The organism is Streptomyces sp. AgN23, from assembly GCF_001598115.1.
GTDB classification, from domain to species: Bacteria; Actinomycetota; Actinomycetes; order Streptomycetales; family Streptomycetaceae; genus Streptomyces; species Streptomyces antimycoticus.
The window spans coordinates 873,704-900,655 of the sequence record NZ_CP007153.1; the positions used below are offsets into that span (position 1 = coordinate 873,704).

The 26,952-nt window shown below is 70.6% G+C and carries 23 protein-coding genes; 16 read left to right on the forward strand and 7 right to left on the reverse strand.

Annotated features, from left to right (window positions below; all coding sequences use genetic code 11):
• Nucleotides 1-4 precede the first annotated feature (4 nt).
• Complete coding sequence (locus tag AS97_RS03955; RefSeq protein WP_210564345.1) at nucleotides 5-955, forward strand: sugar ABC transporter permease; 951 nt, start codon at nucleotides 5-7, stop codon at nucleotides 953-955.
• A gap of 7 nt (nucleotides 956-962) precedes the next feature.
• Entirely contained in the window at nucleotides 963-1,901 is a 939-nt protein-coding gene (locus tag AS97_RS03960) for a carbohydrate ABC transporter permease (protein WP_059142614.1), read from the forward strand.
• Here the strand turns inward: AS97_RS03960 and AS97_RS03965 are convergent.
• Entirely contained in the window at nucleotides 1,895-2,992 is a 1,098-nt protein-coding gene (locus tag AS97_RS03965) for a LacI family DNA-binding transcriptional regulator (RefSeq protein WP_079059198.1), read from the reverse strand. The two genes, AS97_RS03960 and AS97_RS03965, sit on opposite strands and share 7 nt — an antisense overlap.
• Nucleotides 2,993-3,716: 724 nt before the next feature.
• Between AS97_RS03965 and AS97_RS03970 the strand changes: the two genes are divergently transcribed.
• From AS97_RS03970 to AS97_RS04015, 10 genes are all read left to right on the forward strand, one after another.
• Nucleotides 3,717-5,063: an SUMF1/EgtB/PvdO family nonheme iron enzyme gene (locus AS97_RS03970; RefSeq protein WP_210564346.1), complete on the forward strand. Its 1,347-nt coding sequence runs from the start codon at nucleotides 3,717-3,719 to the stop codon at nucleotides 5,061-5,063.
• Between the two features lie 9 nt (nucleotides 5,064-5,072).
• Nucleotides 5,073-5,786, forward strand: a complete 714-nt coding sequence (locus AS97_RS03975) for a class II aldolase/adducin family protein (protein ID WP_086706002.1) — start codon at nucleotides 5,073-5,075, stop codon at nucleotides 5,784-5,786.
• 4 nt (nucleotides 5,787-5,790) lie between these two features.
• Nucleotides 5,791-6,855: an LLM class flavin-dependent oxidoreductase gene (locus AS97_RS03980; protein ID WP_210564347.1), complete on the forward strand. Its 1,065-nt coding sequence runs from the start codon at nucleotides 5,791-5,793 to the stop codon at nucleotides 6,853-6,855.
• On the forward strand, nucleotides 6,852-8,246 hold the full coding sequence (locus tag AS97_RS03985) for a condensation domain-containing protein (RefSeq protein WP_210564348.1): 1,395 nt from the start codon (nucleotides 6,852-6,854) through the stop codon (nucleotides 8,244-8,246). The genes AS97_RS03980 and AS97_RS03985 overlap by 4 nt, the downstream gene beginning before the upstream one ends.
• Nucleotides 8,230-10,023, forward strand: a complete 1,794-nt coding sequence (locus AS97_RS03990; protein ID WP_210564349.1) for a non-ribosomal peptide synthetase — start codon at nucleotides 8,230-8,232, stop codon at nucleotides 10,021-10,023. Before AS97_RS03985 ends, AS97_RS03990 begins: the two co-directional genes overlap by 17 nt.
• Nucleotides 10,020-11,240: a PLP-dependent aminotransferase family protein gene (locus AS97_RS03995; protein ID WP_059142608.1), complete on the forward strand. Its 1,221-nt coding sequence runs from the start codon at nucleotides 10,020-10,022 to the stop codon at nucleotides 11,238-11,240. Before AS97_RS03990 ends, AS97_RS03995 begins: the two co-directional genes overlap by 4 nt.
• Nucleotides 11,237-11,728: a pyridoxamine 5'-phosphate oxidase family protein gene (locus tag AS97_RS04000; RefSeq protein ID WP_059142607.1), complete on the forward strand. Its 492-nt coding sequence runs from the start codon at nucleotides 11,237-11,239 to the stop codon at nucleotides 11,726-11,728. Before AS97_RS03995 ends, AS97_RS04000 begins: the two co-directional genes overlap by 4 nt.
• Entirely contained in the window at nucleotides 11,725-12,978 is a 1,254-nt protein-coding gene (locus tag AS97_RS04005; RefSeq protein ID WP_125755962.1) for an MFS transporter, read from the forward strand. The genes AS97_RS04000 and AS97_RS04005 overlap by 4 nt, the downstream gene beginning before the upstream one ends.
• 16 nt (nucleotides 12,979-12,994) lie before the next feature.
• Complete coding sequence (locus AS97_RS04010; RefSeq protein ID WP_059142605.1) at nucleotides 12,995-13,738, forward strand: class I SAM-dependent methyltransferase; 744 nt, start codon at nucleotides 12,995-12,997, stop codon at nucleotides 13,736-13,738.
• A 188-nt stretch (nucleotides 13,739-13,926) separates the two neighbouring features.
• Nucleotides 13,927-14,451, forward strand: a complete 525-nt coding sequence (locus AS97_RS04015) for a substrate-binding domain-containing protein (RefSeq protein WP_247204222.1) — start codon at nucleotides 13,927-13,929, stop codon at nucleotides 14,449-14,451.
• A gap of 32 nt (nucleotides 14,452-14,483) precedes the next feature.
• On the opposite strand, the gene AS97_RS04020 is transcribed toward AS97_RS04015, so the two are convergent.
• On the reverse strand, nucleotides 14,484-15,608 hold the full coding sequence (locus tag AS97_RS04020) for an NAD(P)/FAD-dependent oxidoreductase (RefSeq protein ID WP_059142603.1): 1,125 nt from the start codon (nucleotides 15,606-15,608) through the stop codon (nucleotides 14,484-14,486).
• Nucleotides 15,609-15,865: 257 nt separating this feature from the next.
• Between AS97_RS04020 and AS97_RS04025 the strand changes: the two genes are divergently transcribed.
• Nucleotides 15,866-16,468, forward strand: coding sequence for a TetR/AcrR family transcriptional regulator (locus AS97_RS04025; RefSeq protein ID WP_086705678.1), 603 nt, complete (start codon nucleotides 15,866-15,868; stop codon nucleotides 16,466-16,468).
• A 154-nt stretch (nucleotides 16,469-16,622) separates the two neighbouring features.
• The gene (locus AS97_RS04030) at nucleotides 16,623-18,701 is read left to right on the forward strand and encodes a tetratricopeptide repeat protein (protein ID WP_210564350.1); all 2,079 of its coding nucleotides are present in this window, start codon (nucleotides 16,623-16,625) and stop codon (nucleotides 18,699-18,701) included.
• 74 nt (nucleotides 18,702-18,775) lie between these two features.
• On the opposite strand, the gene AS97_RS04035 is transcribed toward AS97_RS04030, so the two are convergent.
• Nucleotides 18,776-19,471 carry a type 1 glutamine amidotransferase domain-containing protein gene (locus tag AS97_RS04035; RefSeq protein ID WP_210564351.1) on the reverse strand — a complete coding sequence of 232 codons (696 nt, stop codon included), beginning with the start codon at nucleotides 19,469-19,471 and terminating at the stop codon, nucleotides 18,776-18,778.
• A gap of 203 nt (nucleotides 19,472-19,674) precedes the next feature.
• Here AS97_RS04035 and AS97_RS04040 point away from each other — a divergent pair, with 203 nt between their 5' ends.
• A complete protein-coding gene (locus AS97_RS04040) occupies nucleotides 19,675-20,631 on the forward strand; it encodes a LysR family transcriptional regulator (RefSeq protein ID WP_236669475.1) in 957 nt (318 codons plus the stop codon).
• 34 nt (nucleotides 20,632-20,665) lie between these two features.
• Here the strand turns inward: AS97_RS04040 and AS97_RS04045 are convergent, their stop codons facing one another.
• Together AS97_RS04045 and AS97_RS04050 are read right to left on the reverse strand one after the other, a co-directional pair.
• Nucleotides 20,666-21,382 (reverse strand): response regulator transcription factor, encoded by a 717-nt coding sequence (locus tag AS97_RS04045; protein ID WP_059142599.1) that lies wholly within the window; start codon nucleotides 21,380-21,382, stop codon nucleotides 20,666-20,668.
• A gap of 29 nt (nucleotides 21,383-21,411) precedes the next feature.
• On the reverse strand, nucleotides 21,412-22,698 hold the full coding sequence (locus AS97_RS04050; protein WP_210564352.1) for a histidine kinase: 1,287 nt from the start codon (nucleotides 22,696-22,698) through the stop codon (nucleotides 21,412-21,414).
• 203 nt (nucleotides 22,699-22,901) lie between these two features.
• On the opposite strand from AS97_RS04050, the gene AS97_RS04055 reads away from it, so the two are divergent.
• Nucleotides 22,902-25,427 (forward strand): FtsX family ABC transporter permease, encoded by a 2,526-nt coding sequence (locus AS97_RS04055; RefSeq protein WP_210564353.1) that lies wholly within the window; start codon nucleotides 22,902-22,904, stop codon nucleotides 25,425-25,427.
• A 196-nt stretch (nucleotides 25,428-25,623) separates the two neighbouring features.
• On the opposite strand, the gene AS97_RS04060 is transcribed toward AS97_RS04055, so the two are convergent.
• Nucleotides 25,624-26,058, reverse strand: a complete 435-nt coding sequence (locus tag AS97_RS04060; protein ID WP_086705683.1) for a septal ring lytic transglycosylase RlpA family protein — start codon at nucleotides 26,056-26,058, stop codon at nucleotides 25,624-25,626.
• A gap of 58 nt (nucleotides 26,059-26,116) precedes the next feature.
• The gene (locus AS97_RS04065; RefSeq protein WP_236669478.1) at nucleotides 26,117-26,941 is read right to left on the reverse strand and encodes a glycoside hydrolase family protein; all 825 of its coding nucleotides are present in this window, start codon (nucleotides 26,939-26,941) and stop codon (nucleotides 26,117-26,119) included.
• Nucleotides 26,942-26,952 lie beyond the last annotated feature (11 nt).

Genomic DNA, 26,952 nt, shown 5'->3' on the forward strand with positions numbered 1-26,952 from the left:
TGTGATGGCTTCCGTCTCCACGCCCGCGCGGCGGGCCGCGGCCGGATCGCGGCGCGCCGGATCCCGACGGGCCACCGCCACCGACCGGCGACGGTCCCCGGGCGGCGCCGGGTGGCTCTTCGCCACCCCCTTCCTGGTGTTCTTCACGCTCTTCCTCCTCGTGCCGATCGGCATCGGCCTGTGGATGAGCTTCACCGACGCCAGCCTGACCGGACACGGTGACGGTGTCTTCGTCGGCCTGGACAACTACACCGAGGCGTTCGGCGACAGCCAGGTGTGGCAGACCCTCGGCAACACGGTCTGGTTCACCGTCCTGACCACCGTCCCCCTCGTGATCGTCGCCCTGGTGATGGCCCTGCTGGTGTACACGGGGATGCCGGGGCAGTGGCTGTGGCGGCTGGCCTTCTTCGCCTCGCATCTGCTGCCGGTGGCGGTGGTCTACCAGATCTGGAGCATGCTGTTCCAGCCGGACCGGGGGATGCTCAACAGCGTGCTCCAGACGTTCGGGATGGACGGGATCGCCTGGCTGACGGACGAGAAATACGCGATGTGGTCCATCGGGCTGGTGACCCTGTGGTGGACGGTGGGATTCAACTTCCTGCTCTACCTGGCCGCGTTGCAGGCGATCCCCGACCACCTCTACGAGGCGGCCGCGCTCGACGGCGCCGGTGCGTGGCGCCGGCTGTGGTCGGTCACCCTCCCCCAGCTGCGCCGGACCACCGCGCTGATCGCGGTGTTGCAGGTGATGGCGTCGCTGAAGGTGTTCGACCAGATCTATCTGCTGACCAAAGGCGGCCCGAACGGGGCCACCCGGCCGATCCTGGAGTACATCTACGACACCGGCTTCACCAACTACCGGCTCGGCTACGCCTCTGCGGTGTCGTACGTGTTCTTCGGGATCATCATCGTCCTCTCGCTCGCCCAGCTGAAGATCTTCTCGCGCAGGGAGGACTGATCGCGCCATGACCACCGAGACACTCTCCCCCCGTACCCCCGGAAAACCCCGCTCGACCATGCCCCGGGAAGTGGTCCGGCGGCGTCGCTACGGCGGCCATGCCTGGCACCCCACTCTCGGAACGGGCCCCCTCCCCCGTGTACTGACGCTGCTGGCGCTGGCGCTGATGACGGTGATCTGGCTGGTGCCGTTCGGCTGGGGCGTGGACACCTCGTTCAAGACGGAGGTCGACGCGAGCGCGTCGGGCGCCGACTGGATCCCCAAGGCGGGCTTCACCCTCGACGCCTACCGGACCATCCTCGGTCAGGGCAATCTCCCGGTGTGGGCGGTGAACAGCGTCGTGATCGCCGTGTGCGTCACGGCGATCACCGTGACCATCTCGGCGATGGCGGCGTACGCCTTCTCGCGTACGCTCTTCCGCGGCCGCCGGGTTCTCTTCGCCGTCACCATCGCCTCGATCATGGTGCCGCCGCAGATCCTGATCGTGCCGCTCTTCCGGCAGATGCTCGCGTTGAACCTCGTCGACACCTACGCGGCGGTGATCCTGCCGCAGGTGGTGGCGCCCGCGATGGTGTTCATCCTGAAGAAGTTCTTCGACGGCATTCCGCGTGAGCTGGAGGAGGCGGCCCGGATCGATGGGGCGGGCAGCTTCCGGGTGTTCTGGAGTGTGGTGCTGCCGCTCTCCCGGCCGATCCTGGCGGCCGTGGCGATATTCGTCTTCATCAACACCTGGAACAACTTCCTCTGGCCGTTCATCAGCACCAGCGATCCGCAGCTGATGACGCTGCCGGTGGGGCTGTCGACCGTGAAGGACTCCACCGGGCTGCGGAACGCCCAGGAGTCGGCGGCCTCGATCCTCGGCTCCATCCCGCTGCTGATCGTCTTCATGCTGTTCCAGCGTCAGATCGTCAGGTCGGTGGCCACCACGGGTCTGGGAGGTCAGTGAGCGGTCCGGGCGACACCGCCCTCGGTGGACTCGCGGGCGTGGAGCGTATGTCCGACGACGACTTCCCGGGCCGGGCGGTCCGGTGCCTCGATCCGCTCCAGCAGCAGATCGATGGCATGCCGGGCGATGGCGGTCTTGTCCGGTGCCACGCTGCTCAGGCTCGGGGTGCTGTACCGCGCGGCCTCGATGTCGTCGAAGCCCATCACGGCCATGTCGTCCGGCACCCGTAGTCCGCGCTCGTACAGGGTGCGCAGTGCGCCGAGGGCGAGCGCGTCGTTGAAGCAGAACACGGCGTCCGGCGGTTCGGCCTGGTCGAGCAGCGCCGCCATCGCCCGGGCGCCCTCGGCCAGGTGGTAGCGGGGGGTCTCCCGCTCCAGCCGGGGGTCCAGCGGCAGGCCGGCCTCCTCCAACCCCTGGCGGTAGCCGGTCCTGCGCAGCAGCGGTGTGCCGATGTACGGCTCGGGCTGCACCCCGATGGCGGCGATCCGGCGGCGCCCGCCGGCCGCCAGATGGCTCACGGCCTCCTGCGCGGCGGCGACGTTGTCGATCACCACATGGTCGGCGAGGCCGCCGCTGGGGCGCTCGCCGATGAGCACGAGCGGGACCGTGCCGAGGTGGTTCGCCAGCGCGCTGCCGTGCAGCGCGAGCGGGCTCACCACCATGCCGTCCACCACCTGGTCGCCCAGGCCGTGGATCACCGCCGCCTCCCGCTCGCGGTCACCGAGGGTCTGCTCGATCAGCAGGGTGCGGCCGTGCTCCTCTGCCGTGGTGAGGAAGTGGCGTCCCAGCTCGGCGAAGTACGGGACGTCCAGCTCGGGCAGGACCAGACCGATCATGCCGGTGCTGCCGCGGCGGAGGTTGCGGGCCACCCGGTTGGGCCGGTAGCCGAGCTCCCGGATGGCCCGCTGGACCCGCTCCCGGGTCGCCGGGGACACATGCACAAAGCCGTTGATCACATTCGACACGGTCTTCGGGGAGACCCCGGCGAGCGTCGCCACGTCCTTGACGGTGGCGCTCCGGCCGGCACCGTCCGAGCGCTTCCGCCCCGGTGCCGCTTGATCCCTGGTGGTCTGCTGTTTCACGGCGGTCACCGACCGATCCTAGAGCGTGCCGGTGGTGGGCCGCACCGGCGGGCACCACCCGGGCCCCGTCCCGTCGGGAGACGGCCGCCTCCTCGGGAGACGAGTGCCCCTCGGGAGACGGGTGCCCCTCGGGAAACGGGTGACGCGAAGATCGAACCACAAGCGGAATGGAATACTCAATTCAGCTTGAGTACCAAGATTACATAAAGCCGAAAAACTTTTGGCTCGTATCCGTTGTGGCGGAGGTGACGGATGCCTATAGTGCCGTGAGGTGTACATGCGACTCCCCGAGCGGATGCTGGACGTCACGCAACGGAGGAAGTGTAGTGCCGCTGATTTCCTGGGTGTCCGACCCCGTCGAATTCTTTCGAAGATGCAGATGAGCACGGTGCGCTGCTGACCCACAGCGCCTGTCAGTGACAAGATCCCGGCTCGGTGCGATCACGCCCGGTACGCATCTCTCTCAGGAATCTTTGAAACGGGAGACCTTCTCGTCATCGCGCCCTCGGGCGCCCATGAGTGGCCACGCTGTGCGCGTGGCTTGGAAAACTCCGACCGGCGAGCGAATGGAGGTGACTGAGGATGACAGCCGAGGACTTCCTGGCTTCCCGCGAGGCGGGCGAGGCCGCGACGAAGTGGTAATCGTCGCAACCGATAGGTAAAGGGTGCCGGGCGGATCTCCGTATCCGCCCGGCACCCCGTCGGGGCAGTGTGTACGAGGGTGGGTGGGACAATGCTGCACGGACTCTTGAACGAGGAATCGATAAACTCCCTTCAAGGCCAGGAGTATCGTGATCGGATCCAGCGGATAGAAAAGTCGCTGACCGATGCCGCCGACGGCGACCTCTCGCTGAAGGAACTGGCCGAGTGGGCGGTCGGGCACCGGGACTGGAACGTCAGGCGCCTCGCCGTGGAGACCCTCGCCGCCCGGTTCGTCGACGCGCCCGAGGCACGGGCGGCGATCACCGAGGCGATCCACGACGACGTCGACTGGGTGGCGTTCACCGCCATCAAGGTCGCCGGCGAGCACCGGGTCCCGGAGGCGGTGGCCCACATGATCCGCATCTCCGGCTGGCCCAGCAACTTCACCAAGCCCGCCTACGCCCGCAAACCCGTGGGCTGCGGCGCCGCCTTCACCAAGCGCGCCCTGCTCGACTTCTTCGACTCCACCGATCCGGACGAGCTCCGCGAGCTGGAGGACCGCCACTTCGCCCGGCTGCGGGCCACGGTGGACTCCGCCAGACGCGAACCGGACCTGCGCGATGCCGTGCTGATTACGGCCGGGCCCTTCATCGCCGGCGCCCGGGTGAACGACATCGGCCCCTTCCAGATGGACAACACCGACAATCCGCTGCGCGTCGAGGAACTTCCCGCGTATTACATCGACCGGACCACGGTGACCAACGCCCGGTACGCGGAATTCCTGGACGCGGTGGGTGGTTCCAGGGAGTTCGCCCACCCCGATGAGCCCGACGGCAAGGACTACACCCCGGCGCATTGGCACGATCCCCGGTTCAACGGGCCGGGCTTACCGGTGGTCGGGGTCGACTGGTACGACGCCTACGCGTTCGCCCGCTGGGCCGGTGGCAGGCTGCCCTCGGAGAACGAATGGGAGAAGGCCGCCCGCGGAACCGACGGCCGGATCTACCCATGGGGCGACGAATGGAGCAATGACAAGGCACAAAGCGTCTTCACGGCATACGGCCGCGACGACATCCGGAATCTCGCGGAACTGGAGGAGCTGCTCGTCACCACCACCGTCTCCTGGCCCGAGCGCCCGGTGGCAGCGGCCGACTCCCATCCGGCCGGCGCGAGCCCCTACGGCGTCCTCAACATGGCGGGGAACGTCTGGGAGCTCACCCGTACCAATTTCTTCACCCGGGCCGATATGGCCCCCTTCTTCAAGGGGCGTTCGGGGCAGGAATTCATGAACCGTCCCGAGGCTTTCCATGTGCTGCGCGGTGGGACGTGGACCTCGCCTCCGGTCTGCCTGTCGACCTTCTACCGAGGTAAGGACCTGCTCACCGACCGGCACAACGAAGTCGGCTTTCGCTGCGTATACGACGCTTCTGGAAAGTGAGGTTGCACCATGCCGGACCGAGGCGAGCGCGATGTGCTGCGGCAGTCTCTGGTGGAGGGCATCCATCTGCTCGCGGAGCTGGGCTACAGCGAGGGCGTCGCGGGCCATGTGAGCGTGCGCGACCCGGAGGACCCGGATGCCTACTGGGTCAATCCCTTCGGTCTGGACTTCCACCATGTGAGGGTCGACGATCTGCTCCTCGTCGGGGCGCAGGGCACCGTCCTGGAGGGCTCGGGCGAACTCAATCCCTCGGTGGACCCGCTCCATGGTGAACTGCATCGCAACCGGCCGGACCTGGTGGCCTTCGCCCATACCCACGCGATGTACGGCAAGACCTGGTCGTCCCTGGGCCGACTGCTCGATCCGATCACTCAGGACGCCTGCGTCCTCTACCGGCGGCACGGCCTGTACGACCGGTTCACCGGTCTGGTCAACGCGCGCCAGGAGGGCAAGGAGGTCATCGAGGCCATGGGCGACGGCACTGCCGTGATCATGCAGAATCATGGCTTCCTGACCGGGGGCCGCTCCCTGGGCGAGGCGATCTGGCTGTTCATCGTGATGGAACGGGCCGCCGCCTCCCAGCTGATGGCCGAGGCCGTCGGCACGCCGCGGCTGATCCCGCACGAGACGGCCCTGGAGACCGGACGTGCGCTGGCCAAGCTCGAATTCGCCGACCGGCAGTACCGGAATCTGTACGAGACGACTTGCCGCCGCGGGAAGTGACACCATGAAGGTCGGGCTCAACTTCCTTCCCACCGTGGGCCCCGGCGAGATGCCGGCCGAGCGGTTCTACGACGAGATCATCGAGCTCAGCGAGCTGGCCGACCGGCTCTCCTTCAGCCATGTGAAGCTGGTCGAGCACCACTTCCACGAGTGGGGCGGATACAGCCCGGACCCGGTGGCACTGCTGTCGGCCATCGCCCGGCGGACCACCCGGCTACGGCTGGTGACCGGGGCGGTCACCCCCGCGTTCACCCACCCCATCAAGCTGGCCGCCTCACTGTCGGTCCTCGACAACCTCTCCCATGGCCGCCTCGACGCCGGGTTCGGCCGGGCGTTCCTGCCCTCGGAGTTCGAGGCGTTCGGGGTGGACATGGCCGACAGCCGGGCTCTGCTGGAGGAGAACGTCGAGGCCGTCGAGCGGCTGTGGACGGACGAGGGCTTCCGCTGGGAGGGCCGCTTCCACCGCTTCGGCCCGTTGCCCGCGATGCTGCCCCGCCCCGCGCAGCTGCCCCGGCCACCGGTGTTCATCGCCGCCACCACCTCTCCGGAGACCTTCACCTGGGCCGCGTCCAAGGGGTACCACCTCATGATCATCCCGGTGGTGGCCAGCCATGAGAAGCTCACCGGGCTTCTCGATCTGTACCGCGCCACCCGGATCGGACACGGCCACTCCCCCGACTTCCGACTGCATGTCAGCTACCACTGCTATGTGGCGGAGAGCCAGGACGAGGCGGTGGCGCGAGCCGAGGAGCACTACGCCGCGTACCGGGACAAACAGCTCGAGGCTTACGGGAGTTGGCGCGGCATCACCTCGGACCAGTACCAGGGCTATGAGCGCATGGAACAGGCGGCTCGCACGACCACGGTGGCCGGTCTGATGGCCGCGGACAACATCATCGTGGGCGGGGTGGCCGAGACCGCCGCCACCATCCGCCGCATCGGCAAGCTCTACCCCGGTGCCGAGCTGAGCCTGCAGCTGCGGTTCGGGTCCGTCTCGCACACCGAGGCCATGCGGGCGGTGCGGCTGCTCGGGGAGCGCGTGCTGCCCGAGCTCATGGAGGGCGAATGACCGCGTCCGGCGATCCGGTTCCGCTCAGTCCGCAGCAGGAGTGGATCTGGGAGAGCATGCGCTTCATGAACCCGGACGACGCGGCGCTGACCAGGACCAATGTCTGTCTGGCGTTCACATTGCGCGGTCCCCTGGACACCGGGCGGCTCGAACGGGCGCTGGCCGATGTCCGCCGACGGCACGAGGCGCTGCGCACCAGCCTCAGCGACCTGGGCACCGCACCCCACACCCACGTCCAGGACGCGGAGGACTCGCACCCGCCCCTCCTCGCCCTGGTGGATCTCTCCGGCGTGCCACCGGAGGATCAGGACACCTACTGCGAGCTGATGGCCGGAGCCGAGGAGCACCGCCTCTTCGACTACGTCCGGGGCCCGCTGTGGCGGGCGACCCTGGTGCGCCGCTCCCCGACGGAGCATGTGCTGGTCCTGTCCGCCGCCCATCTGGTGCTGGACGCCCCCTCGGTGCAGTTGGTCGTCCGCCACCTGGCCGAGGCGTACGAGGGGATCGCCCCTCCGGCACGGCAGGAGCAGTACCGCGACTTCGTGCGGCGGGCCGCCCGGCCGCCCGCGGACGCCGACCGGCGTCTGGACCACTGGCGCCGGGTGCTCAGCCCCCTGCCCGCCCCGCTCGACGTCCGCACCGACTATCCCGCGGCCCCACCGCCGGTCTTCCTGCGCGAGACGACGCCGTTCCGGGCCGAGGCCGATCCGGAGGCCCTCGCCGGGCTCCGCGGCCGGGCGGGGGTCACCCCGTATCTGATCCATGTCGCGGCCTATGTGGCCGCCCTCGCGGACCTCTGCGGGGCACGGCGCGTCGTGGTCGGATCCACGCTGACCCGGCTGGAGCTCAAACCGGATCCGCATGCGGTCGGGCACTTCGCCGATCTGGTGCTGCTGCCGGTCGAGGTGCGCCCCGAGCACACCTTCGGCGAGCTACTGGAACACGTCAGGGACACCGCGCTCGACGCCTACGACAACCAGTTGCCGTATCTGCGCATCGCCGACGCGATCGACCCGGACTTCACGGCCAGACGGCCCTGGCCGGCGAGGGCGCTGTACCACGTGTGGGTGCGCGGCAGCGTCCTCAACGCGGACCTGGGCCCGCCTGAACGCATCGGCGACGCCGAGGTCCGTCCCTTCGAGTTCACCAGGGAGACCTGCTATCCCATCGAGCTGGACGGCGATCGGTACGCGCATGTCTACGGCCAGAACGTGGTGCCCACCCTCTACGCCGGCCCGACCGGGCTGGAGGGCGAGATGACGTACAACCGCGCGGTCTTCACCCCGAGCAGCGCACAGCGCTACGTCGACCGCCACTGCCAGAATCTGGAACACATGCTCAAGGACCCCCAGACACGGATCGGGGAGGTGTGGCATGACACCGGCCGCTGACCCGTCCGGACACGGCAGTCCGGCCCACACCCACGACCTGGTGCGTGACGCCGCGCTACGGTGGCCGGACCGGCCGGCGCTGATCGAGGGCGCCACCGTCCTCAGCTACGGCCAACTCGACCGGCGCGCGGAAGACTTGGCCCGGGCCCTGGTGGCACGGGGCGCGGCCGGCGACATGACCATCGGGGTCGGCGCGCCACGCTCCGCCGAGCATGTGATCGCCGCGCTCGCCGTGTGGAAGGCCGGTGGCGTCTATGTGCCACTGGCGACGGATCTGCCCCCGGCGCGGATCGCGGACATGCTGGGGATCGCCGGAGTGCGGCTGACGGTGGGTCCGGGGCTGACCATCAGCGAGGTCGCGGATCCCCCCGTGGACCAGCCACTCGCCGGTCTGCCGCCGGCTCCGGAGAGCGAGGACGGCGCTGTCGCCTGCGTCTACTTCACCTCGGGCTCGACCGGCCGTCCCAAGGCGGTGGCCCTCACGCACGCGGGCATCGTGAACGAGGCGCTGTGGTCCCATGACGCCTTCTCTATCCGCCCCGAGGACCGCAGTGGCTGGCTGGCCTCCCCCGGATTCGCCATCTCACGATGGGAGTTGTGGACTCCGCTGACCGCGGGCGCGGCCATCGCCGTCTCCGAGGAAGGCGCCGTCCGCGAGCCGGGGGCGCTCCGTGACTGGCTGCTGGACCAGGGGGTGACCTGGAGCATCGTGGTGACCGGGCTCGCGGAACGGCTCTTCGGCGTCCCCTGGCCGGCCAACTGCCCGCTGCGCCTGCTGGTGACGGGCGGTGAGCAACTGCGGGTCTGGCCCCGCGGGCTGCCCTTCGAGGTCGTCAACTCCTACGGTGTCACCGAGGCGTCCAGCGTCCGCCTCGCGGCCCGACTCGACCCCTTTGAGGGGTCCGCCTTTGAGGGCTCCACCTTTGAGGGGTCCAGGTCCACCGGACCGCTCCCCTCCGTGGGCCGTCCGATCCGCGGTACCCGGGTCCATGTGCTCGACGACGCACTGGCCCCGGTGCCCGACGGGGAGGTCGGAGAGCTGTTCATCGGCGGTGTCGGGCTGGCCCGCGGCTACCTCGGCGACCCGGAACAGACCGCACGGCGCTTCGTACCCGATCCATTCCACGGCGGCGGACGGCGCCTGTACCGCACCGGTGATCTGGTGCGTGTCGATGAGAAGGGGCAGGTGGAATTCGTCCGCCGGCTGAACGACGACCCGAAGGTCAACGGTGTCCGCGTCGATCTCGCGGCCGTCGAGGCCGCGCTGCTGGCCTCGCCCGGGGTCACCGGGGCCGCGGCCGCGATCCGTGTCCACGACGGGGAGCGGCCACGGCTGGTGGGGTATCTGGTCGCGGACGACGACCGGCCGGCCCCCGATGAGGTGATCGACGCGGTCGCCCGGCGGCTGCCCCCTCAGATGGTGCCCGGGGTCCTGGTGCGCCTCCCCTCCCTGCCGCTGCTGTCCAGCGGGAAGGTGGACCGCGGCCGGCTCCCGGAACCCACGGCGGACATCGTGTTCCGCGGTCGTCCGGCCACGGCGCGGGACGAGACCGAGCAGCAGGTCATCGACGTCTTCCGGGAGGTCCTCGGCCGCTCGGACATCGGCGCCCACGACGACTTCTTCGGCTTGGGCGGGGACTCCATGGGCGTCGCGCGGGTGCGGCAGTCCCTCCTGGAACGGCACGGCATCGACGTCCCCTACACCCTCATCTTCCGTCAGCGGACCCCGCGCCGGATCTGTACGGCCGCGAGCGACGGCGGGGAGGAGCCCCGGTGACCTTCACGGACGCGCCCAGCAGGCTTCCGGCTCTGGCGAGCCGTACGGACCAGCTCGCGGACTCCGCCGTCGGCGCCGTGCTCCGGCTGACCGACGGCCACGACGTGATCGCTCTGGCCGCCGGCAGCCCGGCGCCGGAGACCTACTGCCACCAGGAGTTCACCGACGCCACCACCCGCCTGCTGAGCCAGGGCGGCCTGCCGCTGCGGTACGGCGACGCGAGCGGCCTGCCCGAGCTTCGGTCGTGGATCGCGGCCCGGGAGTCCGCCGAGCTCGGCCGTCCGGTCGACGCGGCGCAGGTGCTTCTCACCCACGGCTCACAACAGGGCCTCGACCTGCTGTGCAAGGCGCTGCTCGATCCCGGGGACGTGGTCTTCGTGGACCGGCCCAGCTATGTGGGAGCGCTGCAGGTCTTCCGTCTCTTCCAGGCCCGGGTGGTCGACCTTCCCCTCGGGTCGGACGAGGGTCTCGACCGGCTCGAAGCGGCGCTGTCGGTGGAGGAACGGGCCAAAATCATCTATGTGGTACCCACCTTCGCCAATCCGACCGGCGCCACCCTGGACACCGCGCACCGGCGCCGTCTGGCCGCCCTCGCCCAGCGGTACGGCTGCGTCCTCGTCGAGGACGACCCCTACCGGGATCTCGGCTACGACACCGTCGCGCCCCGGCCGGCCGCCGCGACCTCCACCGTGGCCGGCGCCGTACGGATGGGTACCTTCTCCAAGGTGCTCTTCCCCGCGGCGCGCCTGGGCCATCTGATCCTCCCACCGTTTCTCACCGATGTGCTGATGAAGTTCAAACAGGCGGCGGACCTGGGAAATTCGCTTCTGATGCAGCAAGTGGTGCATCAGCTCGTCCAGGAGCCCGGCTTTCTGGCCACCCGGCTGGAGCACGCCCGTCATCTCTATCGCAAACGCCGCGACGCACTGGTGAGCGCCTTGGCCGGCTCCTTCGAGGGGGCTTTGGAGTTCGAGGTGCCCCACGGCGGCTTCTTCGTCTGGGCGAGGCTTCCGGGGGGCGCCGACGCCACCGCACTGCTGGCCGCCGCGGTCGAGGAAGGTGTCTCCTTCGTACCGGGGACCGATTTCTACGCGACCGGGCCCGACCCGTCCACCCTCCGGCTGTCCTTCTCCTGCACCCGTGCCGAGGACATCGTCGAAGGCGTCGCCCGGCTGGAACGGGCGTGGCAGACCCTGCGCACGGGACCCCGCTCATGAAGCTCACCAGGGACGACGACGGAACCTTCCCGGGTCTCGACAAGGCCCCGTTCGACGTGGACGCGTTCCTGGCCCGGCCCCTGGTGGCCCGGCTGGCCACCGAGGGCCCACGGGTGCGGCCCGTGTGGTTCCTGTGGGAGGACCACGCCTTCTGGGTGCTCACGGGCCCCTGGGCCCGGCTGGAGGAGCGTCTGGACCGCGCCCCGGTCTTCGAACTCGTGGTGGACTCGTGCGACCTCGCGACCGGCACCGTTCACCAGGTCATCGCCCGTGGCCACGGCCGGGTGGTGGACTTCGACACGGACCGGGGCCGCCGCAAGCTCACCCGGTACCTGGGCGAACGGGAGGAGCTGTGGGACGCCCGGTTCAGCCTGCGCGACGACCCGTCCGCCCGGGGCACCCGCTGGGCTCTGCTGGTGCCCGACACCCTGTGGATCGCGGACCTGTCCTTCCACCCGCCCCGCGAAGCGCGAACGGACCGCCCATGAGTACGGACACCACGGACGAGACGGCGGGCGGGGCCGCTGGCCACCGCACCTACCGCCAGGTGCTGACGGGGAACCCGCGCCTGGCCGTACTGCTCGCCGGCTATGTGGTCTCCAGCGTGGGCGATGGCATCCTGCTGATCGCCCTGCCGCTGCTGGCCCTACGCCACCACGGGCAGCTCTCCGCCCCCGTGGCGGTCGGCCTGGTGATGACCGCACCCTATGTGCTGTCGACCGTGCTCGCCCTCAGCATCGGCCTGGGACGGCTGCGACTGCCCACCCGGGCCGTGGTCATCACCGACAGCGCGCTGCGCACCGTCCTCTTCACGGTGGTGGGCCTCGCCGCCATGGCCGACCGGATCGACATCCGGTTCCTGGTGGTGGCGCTGCTCCTCGGGTCCGTCCTGCATCAGACGGCGTCCAGCGGCCGGCGCCTCGTCGCCACCGGTATGGCCGGGAAGGACGAGCTCTTCACCGTCAACGGACTGCTGGGCTTCGCCAACAGCCTGGCGCTCTACGTCGTGGGGCCGGCGGTCGGTGGCGCGGTCACGGTCGCGTTCGGAGCGGACGTGGCCGTCCTCCTCGAAGCGCTCAGCTTCCTCTTGCTGTTCGGGGCCGTCGCGCTCGTCGTGCCGCCACAGCCGAGAGCGCCCCGGGCGGAGCGGTCGACGGAGTCCGGGTGGCGGATCCTGCGGCTGCGTCCGGTGGCCGCCCGCCTGTTCTTCGTGGTCTTCTTCTTCAATCTGTCCTATATGCCGGTGGAAGTGGCGCTTCCCGTGCTGGTCAACGGGGATCTCCACGGGGACGGAAACACCCTGGGCCTCATCTGGACCGCCTTCGGCGCCGGGGCGCTGCTCGGCGGGGCGCTCACCGGGTCCCTGCGGAAACTGCACCAGCAGGCCGTCCTGGTGGCGGTCATCGCGCTGTGGGGCGGTTCGGTGGTACTGCTCGCCCTGGCCCCCTCCGGGCCCGTGGCGATGTGCGCCTTCGCCCTGGGCGGACTCATCTACGCCCCCTTCACACCCATCGCCTACACCTTTGTGCAGTCGGAACTCCCGCCCCATGAGCAGCAGCCGGTGATCACGCTCTGGACCACCGGCTCGACGCTGGCGGCCCCGATCGGCCTGCCGCTCAGCGGCCCGCTGGTGAGTGCGCTCGGTGCGCGCGGCGGACTGCTGCTCTCCGCGGCGCTCACCCTCGTTCTCGTTCCGTTCGCCGCCAAGGGCCTGCTGGGCCCGCGCCGAGTCGCCTAGCCAGAGGAGTGCGCACGTGCAGGGATACGAATCGTCGACCTACGGCGACCACATGACCGACCACGACGCCATCGGCTGGCCGGCCGCGAAGGACGAGGACGCGGCGGTGGGGTTCCTCGTGGACGTGGCCAAGCCCGGCCATGCGCTGGAGCTCGGGGTGGGCACCGGGCGGGTCGCCCTGCCGCTGGCGGAGCGGGGGGTGCGGGTCACCGGCATCGACGCCTCCCCCGTCATGCTCCAGCAGATGGCCGACAAGCCGGGCAGCGCACAGGTGCGGGCCGTCGAGGGCGACTTCGCGGAGGCCGCCGTCGACGGGACCTTCGACCTCGTCTACGCCGTCCAGCACACGTTCTTCCTGCTGCGCGACCAGGAGACCCAGATCCGCTGCTTCCAGAACGTGGCAGCGCGGCTGGCCCCCGGTGGCGCCTTCGTCCTCCAGCTGTTCGTCCCCGATCCGCACCGGCTGATCCAGCCGCAGGCCAGCGACGCCCTTCATGTGGCACTCGACCAGGTGGTCCTGCGGGTCTCGAAGTTCGACCGGGTGACGCAGACGGTCAACCGGCAGTACGTCGCGATCACCGAGGGCGGAACGAAGCTGTACCCCATGATGTTCCGCTACGCGTGGCCCACCGAGCTGGACCTGATGGCACGGCTGGCGGGCCTCCGGCTGGAAGGGCGCTGGGACGGCTGGTCGCGGGCGCCCTTCACCGCGGAGGGCGGGTATGTCGTGGTCTACCGGAAGCCCGCCGAGGCGGTGTGAGGGCCTGCGCCACGGTGTCGCCGACCCGGACGGGTCCGTTGGTGGTGACCGACTGGATGGCCGCGAGCGCGATGGACAGGGCGGCGCGGGCGTCCTGTCCGGTGACGGAGGGGGCGCGTCCGGTGTGCGCACACACTCGGTGAAGTCGCGCCCGGCTGCTGCGCAGCCACCGGTCCCCTCTCCTCGGGGTGCAGTTCAGCCTCCAGCACCCCTTCCACGCCGATCTGCTGGAGGGCGTCTACGCGGTGGCCGAGCCGGCCGGGTACCAGATCGCGCTGAGCGCCGTGGCCGCGGACCGTGGCGAGCAGCGGGCGACCGACACCCTGCTCGCCGACCGCTGCGCGGCCCTGATCCTGCTCGGCCCGCAGGCCCCGGCCGCGCGGCTGACCGAACTCGCCGGACAGCTCCCGGGCGTCTCCGTGGCCCGCCGGCTGCGCGGGACCACCCCGGGCGTGGAGGTGGTGCGGACCGCCGATGACGAGGGCGCCCGCCAGTCCGTGGACCACCTGGTGGCGGTCATCGGCTTCGACGACAGCCATCTGGCGCGCCTGGCCCATGTCAACCTCACCACCGTCGGCCACGACATCCCCCGCATCGCCGAACTCGCCGTCGGCCGGGCCATCGCCCGCCTGGAGGGCGAGCGGACACCCACCGGGGAGGCGGTGGTCGCCCCGCACCTCGTCATCCGGGGCACGACGTCCGGACCCGCCTGATCCGCGACGGCTGGGGCGTTTCGCCATTGCCTCTAGAAGTGCTCGGGTACGTCGGCGGACAGCAGATGCTCGGCTCCGCCTTCGAGGACCTTGGCCATCTCGATGGAGCGGGGGAGCATGGTCTTCTCGTAGACGCGGATGGCGTCATCGACGGTGGCCGCGTCCGCGAGGGCGAGGGCGAGTTCGCTCGCGTCGAGCATGGCGAGGTTGACGCCGACACCGAGCGGGGGCATGAGGTGGGCGGCGTCGCCCAGCAGGGTCACCGTCGGGTTGTGGTCCCAGGTGTGCGGGACCGGGAGGGCGAAGAGCGGGCGGTCGACGTAGGGGCCGTCGTTGGTGGTGATCATCTGGCGCATGCGGGGCGACCAGTGGGCGTACTCCTCGAGGAGCAGGGCGCGGATGCCGTCGGTGTCATCGGTGGTCAGGCCGCTCCTGGCGAGCCAGTCGACCGGGGCTCGCCGGATGACGTAGACGCGGATGTGGTCTCCGCTGTTGCGCTGGGCGAACAGGCCACGGTCGCCGTCGGCCGCGCCGGCGCTGCCCGAGCCGACCAGCTCGGCGAGGTCGGGGTGCCGGTTCTCGACGTCGGAGAACCATGCCTCCAGGAAGCTCACCCCGGTGTACTCGGGAACGGCCGGGGACACGGCCGGGCGTACCCGGGATGAGGCGCCGTCGGCGCCGATGACCAGATCGGTCTCGATGGTCGTGCCGTCGGCGAAGGACAGCTGCCGCGGCCCATCGGCGGGCCCGCTGACCGCATCGAGGGCGCGGCCCCAGTGCACGGTTCCCGGGTGCAGGGAGTCGAGCAGCAGGGTGCGCAGCTGGCCGCGGTCGATTTCCGGCTTGAACAGCTCGTCCGTCTCCGGGACGTGATGGAACGTCACCGTCCCGGACGAGTCCATCTTCCGCATTTCCTGCCCTTCGGGGCGGGCCAGCTTGAAGAACTCGTCGAGAAGGCCGGCTTCGCGCAGGGCGATCTGGCCGTTGTCCGCGTGCAGGTCGAGGGTGCCGCCTTGGTTGCGCGCGCCGGGGCCCGAGTCACGGTCGTAGACGGTGACCGCTATGCCGCGCTGCTGGAGGATGCGGGCGCAGGTCAGGCCGCCGGGCCCGGCACCGATGACGCTGATGCGGGCGTGGGCGGGCTCGGGTGAGGTCATGGTGGTTCCTTTCACCGGCGAAGAGGAGGCATGGGGCGAGCAGTGCCGGGCGTTCCGGCATCACCCTCGGCCTCGGACATGCCGCGCACCGGGCCTTCTCGACGCACAGGACGGCGACCCGCGACGCGGTGCGGACGAGGAGCATGCCGAGGAAGAGGTGCCGCTCGGGTTCTCGCAGACCCCAGAAAAGCAGACTCAATAAAAAAGTGCAACGAGTCCACTTAGCCCTCGATGCAACTATCGGATATGCTCACATCATGACCGAGCCCCCCGTCGGCCGCCGCGAACGCAAGAAGGCGGCCACCCGCCAGGCGATCGCCGACGCCGCGCTGCAGCTCTTCCTGGAACGCGGCTACGATCAGGTGAGCATCCGTGACATCGCCGACGCGGCCGACGTGTCGACCACGACGGTCTTCAAGCACTTCACCGGCAAGGAAGCGCTGGTATTCGACCAGGAGCAGGGCCGGGAATCACAACTGATCGCGGCGGTGCGGCAGCGAGCCGCCGGGCAGAGCATCCTCGATGCCCTCCGACAGCATGTCCTCGACTCCTGGCTGCCGATCACGGCGCATCCGCGGATGGCCGAGTTCACCAACCTGGTGGACTCCACCCCGGCACTGCGCGCCTACGCGGAACGCATGTGGACCCGGCACACCGACAGCCTCAGCGCCGCCATCGCCGACGAACTCGGCGTCGACCACGACAACCTCGCCTGTGTGACGCTTGCCCGATTCGTACTCGAGGTCCCGGCCCTGGCCCGCGGCCAGCAGGACCGCCGGGCCGCCGTCGACGCGATCTTCGACATCCTCACACAAGGCTGGCAACCGCCGACCAAGTCGTCCGCGCCCCGTAGCGCCTAGGTGTCCGCGGGGACGGGAATCACCGCGCGGATGCCGCACTTGCGCGGGTACGCGCGGATGGCTCCCCGGGAGGTTGCGGCGACGCGGCGATAGAGTGCCCGGGAATGTCCCTCGATCACTGGAGAGAGCCCGGTTGAGCGACACAGTAGTGATCTTGACTGCACTGGGCCTGGAGTATGAGGCAGTGCGGGCGTACCTCGGGGAACGGGACTTCGTCCGGCATGAGACCGGCACCGTCTTCGAAGTGGGCACGCTCGCCGGGACCGCGTGGCGGACGGCGCTGGCAGAGGTCGGAGAGGGCAATGACTCGGCCGCTGTCGTCACCGAGCAGGCCCGCCAGCTCTTCTCGCCCAGAGCGCTCCTGTTCGTGGGAGTCGCGGGCGCGCTCAAAGACGACCTGGCACTCGGTGATGTCGTCGTCGCCACTCGGGTGCATTCCGTTCACGGCGGCAAGGACGCCCCCGAAGGATTTCTGGCCCGGCCGGAGGGCTGGGCCGGTTCACACGAGCTGGTGCAATCGGCCAAGCACGCACTGCGTGGCCAGTCATGGCACACGGCGTCGGCACCAGGCGACACCGACGGGCAGCGGCACCCACGCGTACACTTCAAGCCCGTCGCGGCCGGCGACGTTGTGCTCAACTCCGCCACCTCCGTACTGCGCCAGCAGCTGCGGACGCACTACAACGACGCCGTGGCCATCGAGATGGAGAGCGCCGGAATGGCGCATGCCGCCCAGATCGGCCGTATCGAGGCCCTGACCATCCGTGGCATCAGCGACATGGCCGATGGCAATAAGTACGCTGAGGCCGACACCGAGCACCAGCCTCGCGCCGCCGCCCATGCCGCGGCGGCCGCGGTCGCCGTGATACGGCACCTGCCACCGCCCCAAGCGCTGTCTGCCCCACTCAGCCGGGCACCGCTGCCCTCTTCGGACCGGGATGGCCTTCCCGGCTCGCTCCGGAGCGGCAGGCCATTGTCCCTCCGGCATCTGCTGTCATGCTTCGCGGAGGCACCCCTGCCGCTGTATGTGCTCTCGCCCGCGGCGATCTCGGCAGTCGGCATACCGGAGCTCTCCGCTGACCGGGTGGCAGTTGAGCTCAGTGAGTTCACCGTCGAGCCCGTCACGGCATCCGGGGAACCCGGCGAACCCAGGGTGCCCTGTATCCGGGTGGGCGCCGCCGCGCCGGTGGACTCCGCATGCGAAACGCCCGATGAACGTGCCCGCCTGTGCACGTATGCGGGGGCGCTTCTGGACCATGCCGTGGCGGCGCCGCCGAACGACTCCGGCCTGCCCCTCCTGACGCCGCACGTACTGGCCCTGCTATGGCGCCGCGACGGCGATCCGGCCCGGTCCGTCACGGCGGCGCGCCGAGTGCGGGACGCGTACCTGGCGCGCGGCCGCTACGAAGAGGGGCTGCCGCTCGCCGTCCAGCTGTTGATGAGCGGCCAGGGTGACCTCAAGGACGACCTCGCGCTCGGTCAACTTCACAGCGGACGGGGAGACTTCGGCGAAGCCGAAGTGGTGCTCCGCCGGGTCCTCGCCACGGCGGAGAAGGACGCCGCCGAACACGGACTGTCGCTGGTCGGGCGAACCGGTCCCAGCATGAGGGACGTTCTCACCAATGACGCCGAAGGCCCGTTCACCCGGGATCTCTCCCAGACCCAATGCGACGTGCTTGGTTTCGCCGCCAGAGTTCAGCACGCCCTGGGCAACGCTCTCTACGGCCTGCGGCGGTACCCCGAGAGCGAGAGGCTGCTGCAAGCCGCCGTAGGGCTGCTCTGGAGAACCCAGGGGGCGGAGCATCCGGGACGCTTGCTCGCCCAGATGCACCGAGCCCAAGCTGTCGCGCGGCAACATCGGTGGGAAGAGGCACTGGGGCTGGTGCACGATGTGATCCCCTGGGCCGGGCGGCTTCGGCTCGACCAGGACAGCCCGGAGACAGACGCGCTCATCCGTCTGGCGCATGCCGAGGTGACGGCCGAGATCGTCGCCTCTCGGCAGCGAGGCGACAGGCAGCGCACACGAGGCGTCGGGATGTTTCCGGCCCCGGTGGTGAAGTGGCTGGGGCGCACGGTCACGCCCACTCGTCCGGACAGACTCACCTGGACCGACGTGCGAAGTCTGTGCGACGACGCCATCCGAGCCTGTGAGCGCGCCTTCGGCGGCGCACATCCGCGGACAACCGAGGCCAGGGCGGTACGCGGCCGTGCGTCCGAGGGCATGGGCGGCTGAGTTCCAGTAGGGGGGCGCCCCCGCTGTCGACGGCCCGTCCACCGGTGCGGTGGACGGGGACGAGGGATAAGAGGTCAGCCGAGCTTCTTGAGCAGTTCGTCCGCGAGCGGGCCGGAGGAGGCCGGGTTCTGGCCGGTGATCACATTGCGGTCGACCTCCACATGCGGTGCGAAGGGCTCGCCCACCCGCACCGTCAGGCCCGCCTCGGTCAGGCGGTCCTGCAAGAGCCACTTGGCCTTGTCGGCGTTGCCGGCCATCGTCTCCTCCTCGTTGGTGAAGGCGGTGATCCGGTAGCCGGCGTAGGCGTGAGTGCCGTCCTCGGTGACCGCCGCCAGCAGCGCCGCCGGCCCGTGGCAGACCACGCTCACCGGCATACCGCTCCGCACTGCCAGGGTGAGGATCCGGCCCGAGTCGGCGTCGACCGCGAGGTCCTCCATGGGGCCGTGGCCACCGGGGACGTGGACGGCGTCGTACTCGTCCAGCCGCACCTCGCTCAGCGCGATGGGGGCGTGGAATTCGGCGGCGGTCTCGGCAACGCTCCTGATCCTGGCGGCGTTCTCCGGGCCGTCGTTGGCCTCGGGGCTGAGGCTGGCGGCGTCGACGGGCGGGACGACGCCGCCGGGCGTGGCCACGGTGATCTCATGGCCCGCGGTCTTGAACGCCTCATAGGGGGCGACGGCCTCATCGGCCCAGTAGCCGGTGGGGTGCTTGGTACCGTCGGCCAGTGTCCACTGGTCGGCACCGGTCATCACGAACAGGATCTTCGCCATGCTCACTCCTCGATGCGATCACCCGGCGTACGTGTGATCGCTGGGATCTCCTGGGGCGTTGCCGCCCCCCATGTGTCGCCGCCGTCCTGGCGGCGTGCTCGAAGGTAGATCCACTGGGCATCGAAACGCCAATAGGTGAGTCGATCGTCGGCATCGGGATTCCGATGGCAGGAAGAGCCCTGCGTCTCTCTATGCTGGGCGGCATGGAGGACGGGACACACCTGGGCGACGACCTCGTCATCGGCGGCGGACGGACGCCGCCGCATGCCGATCTGAATCTGCTGCGGACCTTTCTGGCCGTCTACCGCTCCGGCTCGTTCACCGCCGCGGCGCCACTGCTCGGACTCTCCCAGCCGACCGTCACCGCCCAGATCCGCACCCTGGAGCAGCAGACCGGGCGGGAGTTGTTCACCCGGCTGCCGCGCGGTGTGGAACCCACCCACCTCGCCCACGATCTGGCCGGGCAGATCGCCGGGCCACTCGACGCCCTCGCCTCCCTCGGCGGCCGGAGCACCGTCCTCACCGGACGCGCCATCCCGGTCCACCTGGCCGGGCCGGCCGAGTTGCTGTGCGCCCGCGCCCTGCCCGCACTCGCCTCGCTGGTCGCCGAGGGGCTGCGGCTGCGGATCACGATGGGGCTGACCGATCCGCTGCTGGACGCGCTGCGCGCGGGACACCACGATCTCGTGATCGCCACCAGGCGCCCCGGCGGCCGCGCGCTGACCTCGCTGCCGCTGGTGGACGAGGACTATGTGCTGGTCGCCTCCCCCGGCTGGGCCGGGCGCATCGGGGAGCGGCTGGCGGCCGACGGGCCGTGTGCCGCGGTCCGTGACGTGCCGCTGATCACCTATGCGGAGGACCTCCCCATCGCCCGCCGGTACTGGCGCGATGTCTTCGGCAAGCGGCTCACCGCCCAGGCCGCGGTGACTGTGCCGGATCTGCGCGGGGCCGTGTCGGCCGTCGTCGCGGGCGCGGGGTACAGCGTGCTCCCGCGCTACCTGTGCCAGGACGAACTCACATCCGGCGGGCTCGTTCTGCTCCATGAGCCCGCTGAGCCGCCGCTCAACACGCTCTTTCTCGTACAGCGGCCGGGGGCCGACGCCAACCCGGACGTGGCCCGGGTCCGCGAGCGGCTTCAGCGCGCCGCCCGCACCTGGTAACGGGCCGACTCCTCAGGGCATGCCGCCGGGCGGATCACCCTCCGCCACTCGGCGAGGACTGGTCCACCATGCCGTGCTCCCAGGCCCAGGCCGCGATCTCGACGCGGTTGCGGGCGGCCAGTTTGCGCTGGACGTTGCCGAGGTGGGTCTTGACCGTGGACAGGGTGACATGGAGATCGACGGCGACTTCCTCATTGGTACGGCCGCGGGCGACCCGCCGGACCACTTCGCGTTCCCGCTGGGTCAGCGGCTCGATCAGATCCTCCGCCCCGCCCCTCCCCCGGCTGGCCGGACGGGTCTCGGAGGGGGCCGACCGGTCGCGGTGGGGTCCCATGTGTGCGAGCAGGCGGACGGTCACCGACGGGGAGATCAGCGAGTTGCCCGAGGCCGCGGCCCGCACCGCTTCGGTGAGCAGGCCGGGCGCGCCGTCCTTGAGCAGAAAGCCGCACGCGCCGTTGCGCAGCGCCCGGTAGACGTACTCATCGAGGTCGAAGGTGGTGGCGATGAGGACGTTGAGGGGGTCCGGCACATCGGGCCCGGCGAGGAGCCGGGTGGCCTCCAGACCGTCCAGCTCGGGCATGCGGATGTCCAGAAGGCAGACGTCGGGCCGCAGCCGGCGGGCCTGCTCGACCGCCTCGACACCGGTCGCCGCCTGGGCGACCACCCGCATGTCCGGCTGGGAGTCGAGAATCATGCGGAAGGCGGCGCGGACCATCTCCTGGTCGTCGGCGATGAGCACCTGGATCGTCATGTCACGCATGATCGCAGGCGCGCGGGCCGTCAGCCGGAGGAGGTCACCTTCGGAGCCGCCTCGCCCAAGGTCGCCGCGTCCGCGCTGTCCACCGTGTTCGCCTTGTCCGCCTTGCCCAGGGGGAGAACGGCCACCACGTGCCAGCCGCCGCCGTCCCGCGGCCCTGTGGTGATACCCCCGTTGACCTTCTCGACCCGCTCCGCCAGGCCGACCAGGCCGTAGCCGCCCCCCTCGACCGACCGCCCGGCGGCCGGCGAGGCGCCACCCTGCCCGTCGTCGACGACCGACACCTCCAGCCGCTCCGGGTCGTCGGGCCGCACACCGATCCGCACCTCGACCCGGCCGACCCCGGTGGCGTGCTTGCGCACATTGGTCAGCGACTCCTGCACCACCCGGTGGACGGTGGTGAGGATGCCGGGCGGCAGTGGCCGGTCGGCGAGTTCCGGGGCGAGGGTCAGCTCGGCGGGCGGCCCCACCTCGGAGAACTCCTCGGTGAGATCGCGCAGACCGCGCAGCCCCGCCGGATCGCCCGTGGGCCGGGTCGCGGCGGAGGCGGTGGTGTGGTCCCGCAGGCTGGAGACCATGGCGCGCATCGACCCCAGCGCCTGGGATCCGGCCCGCTCGATCTGGGCGAGCATCCGGTCCAGGTCTTCCGGGGACTGGGTGTGGCCGGCCGCGGCCGTGAAGCGCGCGGCCTTGGTCTGCGCGACGATCGCCGTGACATGGTGGGCCACGAAGTCGTGCAACTCCCGTGCGTGCTCGAGGCGTTGGCCCTGCCGGATGGCTTCGCGCTCCCGCTCCCGCAGCGTGTCGTACAGACGCAGACACAGCCCCACCACCACCATGAACGGCACGGCGCAGACCGCGATGACGGCGATCAGGTTCAGGAGGTTGTTGTCCCACACGTCGATCCGCAGGGGAAGAACCACGGCGGCGAGTGCGGTTCCCGCGGCCGGCCCGGCCGCTCGCAGGGGCCGGCAGCGCCGCACGGCGCGGGTGATGAGCAGGAGCAGCACGCCCAGCTCCGCCAGGCCCGGGGTGTTCGGGGGGCGCTGGGAGAGCTGCGCTTCCACCACGGTCAGCACACATGAGACGGCCGCCGCGCCGATGGCGTAGCGCGTGAAGAGGCGTTCCGGCACGGCGAACGCGGCCAGGCACAGCACCCCGGACACCATCGTCGCCGCGGCCATCGGCGGAAGCGGCGCGTTCAGCCCCTCCAGGACCACGAGGACGACCAGACTGACGCCGACCACACCCAGCCACAGGTGCCGGAAACGGAATCGGGACCGGAAGCGGGACCGGAACTCGGAGATCATGGCAGGTCACGCTACGGCCAGACCGCCGTCGCCACATCAGACTTTCGGCCGAGGAAGCCGGAGAAGGGGCGCGGATCGCTTCGGCATTCCGGTGGATCCGCCGCGCCGCGCCCTCGCGAAGGATGGCCTCCGGGGCGACCGGCGAGCGCTCGAGCGCGATGCGCCACGCCCCTTCCGACCGTCTCCCCTTCCGAAGGCCATCGATGTTCCGCACCGCCCTGCGCACCCTCCGATCCCATCGGCTCCGTTTCGCGATGCCCGCCCTCGCCGTCGTGCTCGGCGTGGCCTTCGTGACGGGGTCGCTGCTCTACGGGGACTCCGTCCAAGCGGCCGTGAACCGCGCACACTCCAACTCCCAGCCCGATGCGTCCGTCTCGATCACCGCGGACTCCTCTACCGCGGACACCGCCGAAGCACCCGCGCTCGATGACACCCTTCTGCGACGGCTGCGGGCGCTGCCGTCGGCGGGCGCGGCGCGCGGTGTGGTGGAGGGCCGCTCCTTCCTCGTCGGCTCCGACGGCACTCTGGTGGGCGACCTGTATCAGGCCGCGGGCGTCAACTACGTGCCCGACGACGGCGGCAAGGACGTCCGCTATCCGCTTACCGCGGGACACGGCCCCCGCGGCGCCACCGAGATCGCTGTCGACCGGCGGACCGCCGAGCGCGCCGGGTACCCAGTGGGGGCCAGGGTGCGCGTCGTGGTGAACGGCACGGCCCGCGACGCGCGGCTGGTCGGCGTCTTCACCGCCCATGACAGCCGTGTGGACTCCGGCGGTACGCTCACCGCCTTCGACACCGCCACCGCACAACGGCACTTCGCCCCCACGCCGAACGGCTACTCGGCGATCACCCTGACCGCCGCCGACGGCACATCGGATGCCCAACTCGCCGAGCAAGCACAGAAGTTGCTGCCGTCCGGGCTGCGGGCGGTCACCCGCGCGGACCTGGAGTCCGGCGCCGCCTCCGAGGAGGACTCGGACAAGCTCACCACACTGCTGCTGAGCTTCGCCGGTGTCGCCCTGTTCGTCTCCACCTTCCTGGTCGCCAACACCTTCACCATGCTCAGCGCGGCCCGTGCCCGGGAACACGCGCTGCTGCGGGCGGTCGGCGCCACCAGGAACCATGTGATGCGGATGGTCCTGGCCGAGGCCGCCCTGGTCGGCACGGCCGCCTCGGCCATCGGTTACGGGCTGGGCATCGGTGCCGCGAACCTGCTGGGCAGCCTGTTCGACGCCTCCGGTGCGGGGAGCGCCACCGTGCGGGCGTGGTCCACCAAGCCGCTGATCGCGGCCTTCGCCGTCGGCATCGGCGTCACCGTCCTCGCGGCCTACGTCCCGGCCCGCCGGGCGGCGGCCGTACCGCCCGTGGCGGCGCTGCGGACCGTCCAGCCGTCCAGCGCCGCCTCGCTGCGCCGCCGCAACACCATCGGGCTGATCGTCACCGCGTGCGGAGCGCTGCTGGTCGCGGCCGCCGTCGGCGAGCCGGACCTCCTCTTCGGTGCCGTGCCGCTGCTGCTGGTCGGCCTGATCGTCCTCACCCCGCTGCTCGCCCTGGGCATCACCGGGCTGCTGCGCTCCCCGCTGACCCGGCTGGCGGGCATCCGGGGCAAGCTGGCGGTGGAGAACGCCCGCCGCAATCCACGGCGTACGGCGGCCACGGCGACCACTCTGATGGTCGGTCTGGCGATGGTCACCGCCGTCACCGTGGTCGTCACCTCCGTGAACCGTTTCGATGAGCAGGAGGTGGACAGTTCCATGACCTCGGACCTGCGGATCACGGCCGTCGACTTCGGGGAGATCGGCGAGGGCACGGCGGCCCGGGTGCGGCGGCTCGCCGACGCCGAGGCCGTCACACCCGTCATCCACACCTACCTCGACATCCCCCACACGACGTCCCTGGACGTCACCGCGGTCGACCCCGCCGCGGTGGAACGCGCGGCGTCGCTCTCCGTCCGCGAGGGGTCGCTGGACCGCCTCGGCCATGGCATCGCCGTCACCGAGGAGTTGGCCACCGCCCACGGCTGGCGGCTCGGCTCCCGCGTCAGCGGCACCTTCACCGACGCGAGCGCGCATACGCCGGGCACCCGCACCAGCCTGCCCGTCGTGGCCATCTACGACGGCCCGGACGATCTGAGCCCCGCCCTCGTCTCCGACCGCGCCCTGCCGCGTCCGACCGGCGCCGAGGACCGGCCGACCATCAGCTCGGTCCTGGTCAAGGCCGCCCCCGGCCGCACCGCCGCGCTCCGGGAGGAGATCCGGCGCACCCTGGACAACCCGGCGCTGCTCGTCCAGGACCACGCCGACGCGAGGGCCGACGCCACCGCGCGGACCGCGCCGTTCCTCAACATCATGTACGCCATGCTCAGCGTCACCGTGCTGATCGGCGTCCTCGGGGTGGTCAACACGATGGGCATGGCCGTCTTCGAGCGGGTGCGGGAGATCGGACTTCTGCGGGCCATCGGGCTGGACCGCGCCGGCGTGGGATCGGTGCTGCGCCTGGAGTCGGTGACCATCTCCCTCTTCGGCTCCGCGCTCGGTGTCGTCGCCGGTACGGCCATCGGCGCGGCGGCCGTCCTCGGCCAGGAGGTCCTTCCGCTCGTCATCCCGTGGGACCGGGCGGCCCTCTTCTTCGTCGCGAGCGCCGCGATCGGTGTACTCGCCTCGCTCTGGCCGGGACGTCAGGCCGCACGCCTCCCGATGCTGGAGGCCATCGGCGCGGACACCGAATGACCGGCGGGGCGGTGGGCGCCGAGGACGCGGGCGGAACGGTCAGGCGGGTGTCGAGGACGCGGGCCGAGCGGTCAGGCGGCGTCGATCAGGGCCAGGTCCGGCGGGACGAGCGTGGTCGACATCATCAGGGCGCGGATTGAAGACCTCCAGCAGATGATGCCGAAGTGGCGGGTGTTGGTGGGCGGTCTCATTCGGCTTACGGCACGATTTCCTCCGTGACCACGATGTGGCCGGAGTCCGGGTTGAGCACGCCACCGAGCCGGGCGTACGCCCCGTCGGTCAGGTCGAGGCACTTGGGCACCGACGGGGTCCACGCGAAGGTGCCGCGGTCGTTGACGCGCACGACCAGCGACGCGTTGTTCGCGACGTTGGTGACCTTCACCCTGGTTCCGAACGGCAGCTGCGGATCGCGGCTCAGAGAGGTCGCCGCGGTGTCCGCGTTGTTGTCGAAGAGCTCGCCGCTGGCGGTGTAGGCGCCGGGGGGTATGTAGCCGTAGTGGGTCGCCCAGCAGTTCTCACCGGCCGGCGGGGTGTCGCTGGTCGCGGCGGTGCTCGCCGGGGCGGCACCCAGCACGGCGGTCAGTGCGACGGCGGCGGCCGCCACTCGGCCGATCAGCGTTCCCTTGCGCATGATGGAGGACCTCACTTCGGGTGGTCGTGGTGTGGTGTGAGCACGGGTGGGCCGTGCATCAGCCGGCCGCGCGGTAGGCGGCGCCCGCCTGGTTGGGCGTGGCGCCGTTGTAGAGACCGGTGCCGCCGCGATCGGCGGACAGCGTGAACCACGCGTACCGCTCCACGAAGGACAGCCCCTGGAGCATGGCGGTGGACTTCGTCACGAAGGCGGCCTGCTGGTCCGGGGTCGGATACCTCGGCGTACCGGTCGAGAAGTCGATCAGCGCGTATTCGGTGAGCCAGATCGGCTTCTTGTAGCGGTCGTACGTGGCCTGGAGATAGCTCCGCAGCTGATCGGTCGCGCGGGTGGGGTCGAAGTCCGCGCCGTACCAGTGCAGCGGGATGAAGTCGACCGTGTGGCCGCGGTCGGCCGCGCCCTTCATGAAGCGGTCGAGCCAGCCACCGGCGACGTCGCCGCCGTAGGCCACGGCGGGGGCGCCGAGCCGCATACCGGTCGACTGCAGCCGGGGCCACAGGTCGAGGGCCTGCTCCACGGTCATGTCGGCCTGGCCGGCCAGGTCCGGCTCATTGAATCCGAGCAGGGTCGTGCCCTCGCTTTTCGCCCGGTCCAGTTCCGCGTCGGTCACCGAGCCCGGCCCCCAGATCATGGGCACGAACTCGACACCGGCCGGGGCGCCGATCTGTTCCCGGCCGGAGGCCCAGGTGTAGAACCAGCCCACCTCGGCGTCGGACATCGCGGCGGTGACCCCGTCGAAGTTCCAGGCGCTGACGCCCTTCTTCTTCGCCGCGGCGGTGGCCACGCCGGTGGCGCCCGCCTGACTGCCCGCGGCCAGCAGGGTCAGCACCGCCAGCAGTACGGCCAGAGCGCGTATCCCGCGCATCCTGTGCACGT